At 68.1% G+C, this 11,183-nt stretch carries 10 protein-coding genes; 7 read left to right on the top strand and 3 right to left on the bottom strand.

What is annotated here, in order from left to right; all coding sequences use genetic code 11:
* Nucleotides 1-65: 65 nt before the first annotated feature.
* From AC1DDO_RS10570 to AC1DDO_RS10550, 5 genes are read left to right on the top strand one after another with little or no spacing between them, the layout of a single operon-like run.
* Nucleotides 66-815, top strand: coding sequence for a glycosyltransferase family 2 protein (locus tag AC1DDO_RS10570; RefSeq protein ID WP_476868163.1), 750 nt, complete (start codon nucleotides 66-68; stop codon nucleotides 813-815).
* A gap of 2 nt (nucleotides 816-817) precedes the next feature.
* Nucleotides 818-1,309 carry a DUF2304 family protein gene (locus AC1DDO_RS10565; RefSeq protein WP_476868162.1) on the top strand — a complete coding sequence of 164 codons (492 nt, stop codon included), beginning with the start codon at nucleotides 818-820 and terminating at the stop codon, nucleotides 1,307-1,309.
* 1 nt (nucleotide 1,310) lies between these two features.
* Nucleotides 1,311-2,198: a glycosyltransferase family 2 protein gene (locus tag AC1DDO_RS10560; protein ID WP_476868161.1), complete on the top strand. Its 888-nt coding sequence runs from the start codon at nucleotides 1,311-1,313 to the stop codon at nucleotides 2,196-2,198.
* 24 nt (nucleotides 2,199-2,222) lie between these two features.
* A complete protein-coding gene (locus AC1DDO_RS10555; RefSeq protein ID WP_476868160.1) occupies nucleotides 2,223-3,317 on the top strand; it encodes an NAD-dependent epimerase/dehydratase family protein in 1,095 nt (364 codons plus the stop codon).
* A 17-nt stretch (nucleotides 3,318-3,334) separates the two neighbouring features.
* Complete coding sequence (locus AC1DDO_RS10550; protein WP_476868159.1) at nucleotides 3,335-4,228, top strand: glycosyltransferase; 894 nt, start codon at nucleotides 3,335-3,337, stop codon at nucleotides 4,226-4,228.
* 32 nt (nucleotides 4,229-4,260) lie between these two features.
* On the opposite strand, the gene AC1DDO_RS10545 is transcribed toward AC1DDO_RS10550, so the two are convergent.
* Nucleotides 4,261-5,265, bottom strand: coding sequence for an acyltransferase family protein (locus AC1DDO_RS10545; protein ID WP_476868158.1), 1,005 nt, complete (start codon nucleotides 5,263-5,265; stop codon nucleotides 4,261-4,263).
* Between the two features lie 252 nt (nucleotides 5,266-5,517).
* Here AC1DDO_RS10545 and rfbA point away from each other — a divergent pair, with 252 nt between their 5' ends.
* Nucleotides 5,518-6,387 carry a glucose-1-phosphate thymidylyltransferase RfbA gene (gene rfbA, locus AC1DDO_RS10540; protein WP_390203977.1) on the top strand — a complete coding sequence of 290 codons (870 nt, stop codon included), beginning with the start codon at nucleotides 5,518-5,520 and terminating at the stop codon, nucleotides 6,385-6,387.
* Between the two features lie 78 nt (nucleotides 6,388-6,465).
* Entirely contained in the window at nucleotides 6,466-8,535 is a 2,070-nt protein-coding gene (locus tag AC1DDO_RS10535; RefSeq protein WP_476868157.1) for a DUF6541 family protein, read from the top strand.
* On the opposite strand, the gene AC1DDO_RS10530 is transcribed toward AC1DDO_RS10535, so the two are convergent.
* On the bottom strand, nucleotides 8,532-9,233 hold the full coding sequence (locus tag AC1DDO_RS10530) for a hypothetical protein (protein WP_476971809.1): 702 nt from the start codon (nucleotides 9,231-9,233) through the stop codon (nucleotides 8,532-8,534). The genes AC1DDO_RS10535 and AC1DDO_RS10530 overlap by 4 nt on opposite strands.
* 10 nt (nucleotides 9,234-9,243) lie before the next feature.
* Nucleotides 9,244-11,046: a hypothetical protein gene (locus tag AC1DDO_RS10525; RefSeq protein ID WP_476868155.1), complete on the bottom strand. Its 1,803-nt coding sequence runs from the start codon at nucleotides 11,044-11,046 to the stop codon at nucleotides 9,244-9,246.
* Between the last annotated feature and the right edge of the window lie 137 nt (nucleotides 11,047-11,183).

The following is an 11,183-nucleotide window of genomic DNA, read 5'->3' as shown; positions in this document are numbered from 1 at the left end:
CCTGCCCCGCCTGGGCGGCCCCCGCCAGCAAGGAACCTGAACGCAATTGATATAGTTTGGACGATATGGAAGCCCTACCCTCCCCGCGCGTCTTGGTGATCATGCCTGCCTGGAATGAAGGCGACGTAGTCGGCAGCACCGTGCGGGAAGTCCTCCACACGAATGCCCGCTACGACGTACTGGTCGTCAATGACGGCTCAACGGACTCGACGGCGGACTCGGCAGCAGCTGCCGGCGCAACTGTCCTGAACCTGCCCTTCAACCTCGGCGTCGGCGGCGCCATGCGGGCCGGCTTCAAGTACGCCCAGCGCCTCGGCTACGCCCAGGTCATCCAGGTGGACTCGGACGGCCAGCATGATCCCCGGAACATCGACGAGGTCCTCGCGGGCCTCGAGCATGCGGACATCTCGATCGGCGCCCGCTTCGCCGACCGCGGCGAATACAAGGTCACCGGTCCCCGGAAGTGGGCCATGCAGCTGCTGGCGAAGGTCATTTCCGGCCTCGCCAAGACGCGCCTGACGGACGTCACCAGCGGCTTCCGGGCCGCCAACGAGCGCGCAGTCGCCCAGTACCTCGACCATTACCCCGCCGAATACCTGGGCGACACCATCGACTCCCTCGTCGTGGCCATCCGCTCGGGCTGCACGGTCACGCAGGTGCCCGTGGAGATGCGGGCACGCCAGGGCGGCAAACCCAGCCACAACCCGGTCAAGGCCGCCATCTATCTCGGAAGGTCCGTGTTCGCCCTGCTCTTCGCCCTCACCCGGAAGCCCACACGACTGGCCGCCCGGGCCGCTGAACCCGCAGGAGCCTAGGAATGGGAAATATCGCCGCCTTTTTGCTGGCGCTTGCCATCGTTGCCCTGGTCATCGAAATGCTCCGGCGCAAGAAGCTGCGGGAAAAGTACGCTGTCCTCTGGCTGATCGTCGGTGTCGCCACGCTGGTCCTCGCCGCCTTCCCTCGGCTCCTGAACATCGTCGCCGAATACGTCGGCGTCCAGATCCCCTCCAACCTGCTCTTCGCCATGAGCATCCTCATGCTGCTGGGCGTCTGCCTGCACCTGTCATGGGAAATCTCCGTCGTGGAGGACGAAACCAGGACCCTGGCCGAGGAAGTCGCCATCCTGCGCACCCAGCTCGAGTCGCTCGAGCAGCACCGCCACCTGGCAACCCTGGACACGGTCCGCCCGGCGCCCCATGCGGCGCCGCGGCCTGATCCCCTCCCGGCTCCCCATGCGGGCGCGCCCGCCCCGGCCGCCCCGGCCGGCACGCACACCACCGACCGTCCCGCCGAAAGCTCGGAAGCCTAAGATGCCCCTCGATATTTTCATTCCCTACTGGGGCGACCCCGATTTCATGAAGGAAACCGTCCGCAGTGTCCTGGCCCAGGACAACGGCGACTGGCTCCTGACCGTGGTTGACGACGCCTACCCCGGCACGGAAATCGCCGAGTACATGACCGGAATCCAGGACGAGCGGGTCCGCTACATCCGCAAGGACGTCAACGCCGGCATCACGGAGAACTACCGCACCTGCGTGGGGATGGCCAGCCAGGAAATCATGGTCATCCTCGGCTGCGACGACGTCCTGCTGCCGAACTACGTAGACGTCATCCTGGCCGCCCACCAGCGGTTTCCCGACGCGGCAATCATCCAGCCCGGCGTGCAGGTCATCGACGAACAAAGCCAGGTGGTGGCCACGCTCGCGGACTCCGTCAAGCAGAAGCTCGTCCGCCCCCGGGGCCGCGGCAAGCAGCTGATCGCCGGCGAGGCCATCGCCAGCAACCTCATGCACGGCGACTGGCTCTACTGGCCCTCGCTGGCGTTCCGGACCGACAAGATCCGCGAAGTGGACTTCCGCGACGGGTTCCCGATCATCCAGGACCTCGCCCTCATCATGGACATGATCTACAAGGGCGACCAGCTGCTGATCGAGCCCACGGTGTGCTTCCAGTACCGCCGGCACTCCAACAGCGCCTCCTCAACCAAGCTGGTGGACGGCTCACGATTCGCCGGCGAACGCGAGTACTTCGCCCTCTCCGCGGAACAGGCCGACGCGCTGGGCTGGAACCGGGCCAAGCGCGCCGCCCAGCTCAGGCTCACGTCCCGCGCCCACGCGCTCTCCCTGCTTCCGCAGGCCGTCCTGGACCGCAACTCCACAGCCGTCAGCGCCCTCGTGCGCCACTCCTTCGGCAAGTAAACGCCCCGCAACGAAAGGTCCGCTGTGACTTCTTCCGAAACCTCCGCACGCCCCGGCGGAACCGTCCTTGTCACCGGCGGCGCCGGTTTCATCGGCTGCGCCATCTCCGCCTCCCTCGCAGACGCCTTCGATTCGCTGATTGTGGTGGACAGCCTCCACCCGCAGATCCATGCCACGGGCGAACGTCCCGCGGAGCTCGACGCGCGGGCCGAACTGATCGTGGCCGACGTCGCCGAAGCCGGGACCTGGGACAAGGTCCTGGCCGCGCACACCCCCGACGTCGTCATCCACCTGGCCGCCGAGACCGGCACGGGCCAGTCGCTGGAAGAGTCGACCCGGCACACGCACGTCAACGTCGTGGGCACCTCCCAGCTCCTGGACGGCCTCAACCGCCACGGCAAGCTTCCGCGCAGGATCGTCCTGTCCTCCAGCCGCGCCGTGTACGGCGAGGGCGCCTGGAGCGAAGCCGATGGCAAGGCCTTCTACCCGGGTCAGCGCACCAGCGCCACCCTGGACCAGTCCCAGTGGGACTTCCCCGGCGCCACCCCGCTGCCCATGAAGGCCTCCGAGACGTTCCCGGCCCCCGTTAGCGTCTACGGCGCCACCAAGCTGGCCCAGGAGCACGTCCTGCAGGCCTGGGCAAAGTCCTACGGTGTTGAGACGGTCATCCTGCGGCTGCAGAACGTCTACGGTCCCGGCCAGTCGCTGATCAACCCGTACACGGGCATCATGAGCCTGTTCTGCCGCATGGCGATGGGCGGCAAGTCCATTCCGCTGTATGAGGACGGCGAAGTGCGCCGCGACTTCATCCTGATTGACGACGTCGCCTCCGCGATTGTCGCCGGCGCGCTCTCGGCCACGGTCCAGGGCGCGCCCATGGACATCGGATCCGGCGAGTTCCAGACCATCGGCACCGCGGCGCAGCTCATCGCAAAGCACTACAACGCCCCCGAACCGCACGTCACCGGCCAGTACCGGCAGGGCGATGTCCGGCACGCCTGGGCAGACATCACCGCGGCGAAGGCCGTGCTCGGCTGGACCCCGCAGTACAACCTGGCCCAGGGCATCGACCGGCTCGCCAACTGGATCGACGCCCAGCCCGACGTCCAGCCCGCCTGACCCGGACGGACACCCCAGTGCCCCAGACTGCCGCCGTCGTCTCGCTGTTCAACCCCGACGAGGGCGTGCTGGCCAACGCCGCCGCGCTGCTCGCCCAGGTGGATGCCGTGGTGGTGGTCGACGACGGCAGCCCCGAGGACCCCGCGCGGATCCTGGCCGAGCTGGAGTCCATGGGCTGCATACCGGTGCGGCTCAAGGAGAATTCCGGCATCGCCGCGGCGCTCAACGCCGGAATCTCCGCCGCCCTGGCGGCTGAGCCGAAGCCGGACTACATCCTGACCATGGACCAGGATTCGCTCCTGGGTGCCGGGTATGTGGGTGCGCTCCTCGCCGCCGCGGCGGCCGCCCGGCACGCCGGCGTCGAGGTCGGCATGGTCGCACCGGCGTCGGTCCGAGGCCTGCCGGTGCGCCGCGGCCCGGTCCTCAACGGCATCCAGCTCGGCGGCGAGCCCATCCAGTCAGGACTCCTGGTGCCCGTACCGGTGCTGGAACGGCTCGGCCTCTTCCAGGGCACGCTGTTCATCGACGGCGTGGACAGCGAGTTCTTCCTCCGCTGCGAGGCCGAAGGGCTGCGCACCGTACTGGCGCCGGACGCTTCGCTCAACCACGCCCTGGGCAGCCCGGCAGCGGCCAACGTCTTTGGCCGTGACGTGTCCGTCGCGGGCCGTCCGCTGAAGGTCAGGACGGCCGCGGACTGGCGCTACTACTACCTCTTCCGGAACCGGATCCTGCTCGCCCGCCAGTACGGCCGGCGCTTTCCGCTGTGGACGCTCAAGGGCCTGCTGGCCGACTATCGTCACCTGGCGATCGTCACGCTGCTGGCCCCCGGCCGCGGCATCCGGCTGGCAAATGCTCTCCGCGGGGTGGCCGACGGCGTGCGCGGCGTCTCGGGCCCCCGCGCGCGCCGCTAGCGCCTGGCGTTTCGGCAGGGGCTGCGTGCCGGTCAGCCGGCTTTCTTGGCCCGCCTCATGACCGGGCGCTCAATCAAGAACCAGCTGGCCGCTGCCAGCGGGATCGTACACAGCGTGGCCGCCACGGTGAACCACAGCACGCCCCAGTGGTACGCCCCGAACACGGCCAGCATCTGCTGGACGGGGAACGCGTAGATGTAGGCGCCGTAGGAAATGTCGTGACGGGCCACAATGGCCGGTTGGGGAAGCCAGGTGGAGATCCACAGCAGGCCGTAGGCGATGAAGGGGGCGGCGAGCTGGCCGCCGAATCCGTCCACCAAGAAGATCGACAGGCCAGCCAGCACGATCGCGACCGGCCCCGCGACCTTGTGGATGCCGATCTTGCTGCTGAGCACCTGCACCACCGCGCCGCCGAGGAAGTACGGGACCAGGCGTGCAGCGAGTTCAAAATCCAGGTTCGACTGGAAGTAGGGCTTCAGGACACCGATGTTGGCCCAGAGGACCACGCTGGCGATGAATGCGGCGATGATGGGCCACGGGGTCTTGCGGACCAACGGGATGAACCCCATCATCGCGACCAGCAGGTAGCACATGAACTCAAAATAGAGGGTCCACAGTGAGCCGTTCCACGCGCCCGGATAGGGCACCCCGGCCGGGGTGCCGGCAATGTCATAGCTGACAATCCGGAGGGACAGGTTCGCGAAGATGGAATTCAAAGGTGTGGTGGCCGTCTGCAGGAAGCCGTGCAGCGAACCGTGCTGGATCACGTAGGCGATCGGGGCGAAGACGAACGCCATGAAGACCAGGCAGACGATGAAGGCCGGGAAGATGCGCGCGACGCGGTGGACCAGGTACCGGCCGATCCCGCTGCCAAACCGGCTGGCGGTGATGAGATAACCGCTGATGCCAAAGAATCCGGCCACAGCCCAGCCACCGAGGTTTTCACCGCGGAACCCCCAGCCGTTGCCGGCGCCGACGACATGCCAGCTGTGCGCCAGCAGGACCGAAAACGCCAGAATCAGCCTGATGAGGTTCAAGCTGTTCTTCCTCGGGTCCAGCCGGCTCCCCACTGCCGGAGCCGGCTTTGCGTTGGGTGTCAGTACAGCTGAGCTCAAATCCCGGTATCCTTCGTTGCGTAGTCCAGACCCGTTACGTAGTCCAGACCCGTAATTCTACCTTGCGCGGCCTCCCGCGTGCCCCCGGCCCCGGCCGCCGAGCGCCTCCCCCGGGCCCACTGAAAGCGGTGCCGGGTTTGCTGTGACCGGCTAAGGTACGGGAGGATTGGGCCCATGCGTGGAATAATCCTGGCCGGCGGTACCGGCTCCCGGCTTCACCCGATAACCCTTGGCATCAGCAAGCAGCTGGTCCCGGTCTATGACAAGCCGATGATCTACTACCCCTTGTCCACGCTGATCCTCGCGGGCATCCGGGACATCCTCATCATCACCACGCCGCACGACGCGGAACAGTTCCAGCGGCTGCTGGGCGACGGGTCCAAGTTCGGCGTCAACCTGACCTACGTCCAGCAGCCCTCGCCTGACGGTCTGGCGCAGGCGTTCGTGCTCGGTGCCGAGCACATCGGGAACGAGACCGTGGCACTGGTCCTCGGTGACAACATCTTCTACGGCCAGGGCATGGGCACGCAGCTGCGCCGGCACGCCGACATCGACGGCGGTGCCGTGTTCGGCTATTGGGTCCGGGATCCCAAGGCCTACGGCGTTGTGGAATTCGACGACGACGGCAAGGCCCTCTCGCTGGAGGAAAAGCCCGCAAAGCCGCGCAGCCACTACGCCGTGCCGGGCCTGTACTTCTACGACAATGACGTCATTGACATCGCCAAGAACCTAAAGCCCTCGGCCCGCGGCGAGCTGGAAATTACCGACGTCAACCGGACCTACCTGGAACGCGGCAAGCTGCAGGTGGAGATCCTCCCCCGCGGAACTGCCTGGCTGGACACCGGAACCTTCGATGATCTCAGCGACGCCTCAAACTTCATCCGCACGGTGGAAAACCGCCAGGGCCTCAAAATCGGCGCTCCGGAAGAGATTTCCTGGCGGCTGGGCTTCCTGACCGACGACGAACTTCGCCAGCGCGCGGAACCCCTGGTCAAGAGCGGCTATGGAGCCTATCTGCTGGGACTGCTGGACCAGACCATCTGACGTGCCCGGCTCTCCTGACGCGCCCGCCTGCGGCGGGCCGCTACTTACCGGTGCCCGCATCTGTCCCGGACTGAAACGTTGAACTGGCTCCAGACGCTGCCGTATGTGCTTGAGGCGATGCTGTTCCTCCTGCTGCCCGGAGCCCTCGTGACTGCCAGCCTCGGCCTGAGGGGGCTCTCCGCGGCGGCCCTGGCCGGACCGGTCACGATTTCCATCGCGGCGGTGCTGGCAGTGCTCCTCCCGTTCGCGTCCATCCCGTGGACCCCTGCTGCCGTCCTCGCCGGCGGACTCCTGCTCTCCGCCGTGATCGCCGGGATCCGGCTCCGCGGAATCCGGCGCGCGGGCTGCAGTCTGCGGCAGGCCTTCCTCCCCTGGCGCACCGAGGCCTCCCAGTCTCCGGCGTCCGAGTCTCCGGCCACCCAGTCGCCGGCGAGCCGTCCACGGAGCGGGGCGTGGGTCGCCGCGGCGTTCGCCGTGGGGGCGGCGATGATCCTGGTGGAACTCGCGCTGGCCTTTGGTTCCCCGGAGAACTTCTCCCAGACCTTTGACAACGTGTTCCACCTGAACGGCGTGCGGTACGTCCTGGATACGGGCAGCGCCTCCTCTCTGACGATGTCCAAGATGACCAGCGGCGACGCGGCCCCCTACTTCTATCCGGCGGCGTGGCACGGACTGGCTGCGGCCTTTATCCAGCTGACGGGGTTGCCCCTTACGGTGGCCGTAAACGTCCTGAACATGGCTATCGCGGCCCTCGTTTGGCCGCTGGGCTGCATGATGCTGACACGGACTGTGGCGGGCAACCGGCCCGTGGCAGTGGGGGCCGCAGCGGTCCTGGCTGCCCTGTTCGCTCCCTTCCCCATCCTGCTGCTGGACTTCGGCGTGCTGTATCCGAATTTCCTGGCCATCAGCATGCTGCCGGCCGTCCTTGCCAGCATTGCCCTCCTGTTCCGGGTGGCGCGGCAGCTGGAATGGCCACCGGCGCCCAGGTTCACGCTTCCGCTGCTGGTCCTTCCGGGACTGGCCCTGGCCCACCCGAACGGTTTCATGTCGCTGGTGGCCCTCTCGGTTCCGATCATCCTGCAGGCGTACGCACGCCTCGCCGGCAACCGGGAATACCGGTCCCGGCACCGGACTCCCTGGATCCTTGCCACTGTCGGCCTCGGCCTCGGCGCAGTGGCCCTCTACGCGCTGTGGACCACGATCCGGCCGCCGGAGGACGCCGCGTTCTGGGAGCCGCTGCAGACACCCCGCGGTGCGGTCTGGGATGTCCTGGTGAACGGCGCCATTGACCGCCCCGCCGCGATCGGCGTCAGCGTCCTCATGCTGATCGGCCTGTTCCTGTGCTGGCGGCGCGGCGGCAGGACATGGATGATTGCCGGCTTTGTGATCATCGCCGTGCTGTACGTCGTCGTCTCCGGCACCATGAAAAGCGATCTGCGCAGCGCCCTGACGGGAATCTGGTACAACGACAGCAACAGGCTCGCTGCGCTCCTGCCGCTGACCGCGTTGCCGTTTGCCGCCGTCGGCGTCGATTCCGTCGCCTGCTGGCTCCGCCGCCGGCTGGACCGGCTGGCACAGTCACGATCGGCCGGGTCGGCGCGGCCCGTCAAGGATCATGCAAGCCCCGGCCACGGCAGCACGGTTGCCTACGCGGTCATCTGCAGCGCGCTCGCCCTGGCGGTCGCTGCTTCCCAGATTCCCTCGATGAGGTTCGCAATCGGCTCGGCCCGCAAAAGCTACCTCGAGACCGAGCATTCGCTGCTTATCTCAACGGACGAACAGAAGATCATCGACAAGCTGGACCAGATTGTTCCCGCGGACGCGGCCATCGCCGTGAACCCGTGGACGGGCGGGGCGCTGGCGTATGCCATCGCCCATCGAGAGACCACGGCAAAGCACATCCTGACGGCCAACACGGCCGACGTCGAGACCCTCAACCGGGACCTCCGGAACGCCGACACCGATCCGGCCGTCTGCGCCGCTTTGAAGGCGACCGGCGTCCGCTACGTCCTGGACTTTGGATCCAACGAAGTCCACTTCGGCGACCACCCCTTCCCGGGGCTGGAGAACCTGAACAACTCGCTGGCCGTCCGGCTGGTGCTGGCGGAGGGCGCCGCCCGGCTGTACGAAGTCACGGCCTGCCGCTAGCTGAGCCTTGCCACTTCGGCCAGTTTGCCTTTCATTGCCTCGGGTTCGGCCGCGTCCGCCGGGAGGGCAAGCGTGGCCCTGACCACGGACAAACCATCCACCATCTCCAGGACGTATTCCGTGGTCCCGGTCAGGCGGTTGACCGAATACCACGCCTTGGCGCCGGCCTCCGGGACCGGCTCCGGCGTCATCATCAGCCGCGGCAGCTTGAGGCTGTCCAGCCCCGCCTGGTCCGGGACCGTGGTCCTCGAGACGATCAGTGCGTTGCCCACGTCGGCGGCCTGCCCGGCACCGACCGGGGCCAAAGCGAAGGTGCACACGAGTTCGTCAACGCCGTCCTTGGTGGAGGCCTGAACGTCGGCCGGTTGAACGCTGCCAGCCACCGTGCCCAGTACCCGGCGGATCTCCGCCAGTGCCGGCTGCGCGCAGTCGGAGCCCGGCGCCGGCACCACGGTCCGGCCGTCGTGTGTCAATGGTTCGTTGCCGGGGGCGACGCCGGCGGTCCCCGTCGGGGTGGGGGCCGCGGCGGGGGCCGACGGTTCCGGCGTCGTGACCGCAGCTGAAGGCGCGGGAGCCGGAGCCGCTGTGCAGGCGCCCAGGGCCAGGGTTGCCGCGAGGGCGAGCAGGCAGGTGTTCCGCGCCGGGCGCCGGCGGCCCGGGGTGGTGGGCCCTGATGCAGCCGGGCTGGCTGGACTCATGGTGGCTGGACTAGTTGAAGATGTCATTCGCCACCCCCATAACAAACCGGTCCCCGGAATGGGCCGTCCGAAGGTACTGCAGGAGGTCGCCATCGTTGAGCGAAATGCATCCCCAGGTGGGGAGGTTGTTGCCGTGGAGGAAAATCGCGAATCCCGCATTCATGGTGATGGGCGCATCTGGTGGCCGGTTGTAGTTGATGACGACGCCCTGCCGATAGTCATGGGATGGCCGTGTTGCGAAGTACCACATGTTCTCGTCCGGGAAGACGTCCGAGCTCGACTCGAAGTATTTATTGTAGTTGGCGTTGAGTCGGCCGCCCCAGCGCGAATAGGGGTTGAGGGTCCGGTACGGCAGGGCCGTCCCGGGGTTGCCCAGGCCGAAGGCTTGGGTGACGGTGAAGGATCCGGTCGGGGAGAACATCTGCCAGGTGGGTCCGGTGGCGACGCCGGGCGCGGCGAAGCCGGACTCGCCGGCGTGGCCCAGCGCGCCCCACTCCTTGGCGTAGCTTCCGTCCGGCTGGCGGACGCAGGTGACGAAGGTGATCCGGGTGGACCTGTAGTCGTCGGCGATCGCGAAGGACACGCGTGAGGCGCCGGCGGTGCGGTACTTCACGGCCCCGGAATTGATGGCCGGGCAGTAGGCGGCCGAGGTCAGCCGGTAGCGGACTCCGGCTCCCGGGATCCATTGGAGGCGGCCGTACTGGAAGGACTGACTGCAGTACCCGCTCCGGTCGCAGGCTTCGGCCGTCACGGGATACCCGAGGGCGCCGTCCTGGGCCTTGCGGCCGGTATAGAACTGTCCGAGTCCGCCCCACACCGCCTGGGTTCCGGCGCCTGCCGCATAGTAGATGCGTCCGCGCTGGAAGGCCTGGGAGCAGCCCCCGCCGCGCAGGCCGCATTTTTCCATTCCCGTCGGGTAACCCAGGTAGCCGCGGCTGCCGTCCAGGGCAAGATACCGTGCATTGATGGCGCCCCACACCGGGAAAGTGCCGGCGCCGGGGGCAGAGTACACGGTGCCCCGCTGGAAGCGCTGCGAGCAGGCCCCGCCGGCCAGGCCGCACGTCTCGACCCCTACCGGGTAGCCGAGGTATCCCTTGAGGCCGCCGAGGGAGTCGTAGGTGGCCCTGATGGCGCCCCAGACGGGATAGGTTCCCTTCCCCGCGACGCTGTACAGGCTGCCGCTTTGGAACGCCTGCTGGCAGACCTTGGGTGTTCCCCCGCAGGCCGCTGCTCCAAGCGGGTAGGCCAAATGGCCGGTGACGCCGCCGGCGTTGAGCCACGCATTTTCGATGCCCCCGGTCAAGAGGTGGGCGCCGCTGGCTTGGCTCCAGGCAATGGTTCCGTGGGCGAAGCCCTGCTGGCAGCCGCCGCCGGCCAGCCCGCACTTCTGCCCGGCCGTGGCCGGGCCGACGGGTCCCGCCGAGCCGCCGAGGCGCTCGTATTCGACGCCGATGGCGCCGGGGACGCGGATGGCGGCCTCCGCAGCTGCCCTGGCGGCGGAAGTGGTCGGCGCCTGTGCCACATCAGGGGTCTTTGCTGTTGGTCCGGCGGCCGGCGTCGTCGCGGCCGGCGTCGTCGCCTTACCTGTCGGCTGGGGTGAGGGCCCTGGCGTCGGCTTCGATGCTGCCGGGCGGGTCGGGGCCCCGGTGGCCGCCGCCGACGGCGAGGTGGTGAACCGTGCGGCCGGCTCGGAGGTGCCGGCCGCGGGCGATGCTCCCGGCTGCCCTGTTGCCTGCGGGGACGGGGAGCTGTCCGCGGAGGCTCCCTGAGCGAGGCTTGCCGCCACGATTCCGGTTGCGGCCGCGATAGCCACTGCCCTGGTCATTGTCCGCAGCGGGCCGGCCCATGAGGGCCCCCGCCGCCTGTCTCGCCGCTCGCTGGACCCCACAGCTGTCATTTTTTGCTCCCCCGCGTCCCCCAGTACGGGGCTGAGCCCCCGTTCCGGGCTCA

This window comes from Arthrobacter sp. 10N43 (assembly GCF_056394525.1).
The sequence above is the reverse complement of the archived record's forward strand: the minus strand, read 5'-3'. Positions and strand labels throughout refer to the sequence as shown.

Excerpts from the sequence above, each read along its gene's own strand:
- AC1DDO_RS10570 (WP_476868163.1), top strand. The coding sequence starts at position 66 with ATGGAAGCCCTACCCTCCCCGCGCGTCTTGGTGATCATGCCTGCCTGG.
- AC1DDO_RS10565 (WP_476868162.1), top strand. The coding sequence starts at position 818 with ATGGGAAATATCGCCGCCTTTTTGCTGGCGCTTGCCATCGTTGCCCTG.
- AC1DDO_RS10530 (WP_476971809.1), bottom strand. The coding sequence starts at position 9,233 with ATGAGTCCAGCCAGCCCGGCTGCATCAGGGCCCACCACCCCGGGCCGC.
- rfbA (WP_390203977.1), top strand. The coding sequence starts at position 5,518 with ATGCGTGGAATAATCCTGGCCGGCGGTACCGGCTCCCGGCTTCACCCG.
- AC1DDO_RS10560 (WP_476868161.1), top strand. The coding sequence starts at position 1,311 with ATGCCCCTCGATATTTTCATTCCCTACTGGGGCGACCCCGATTTCATG.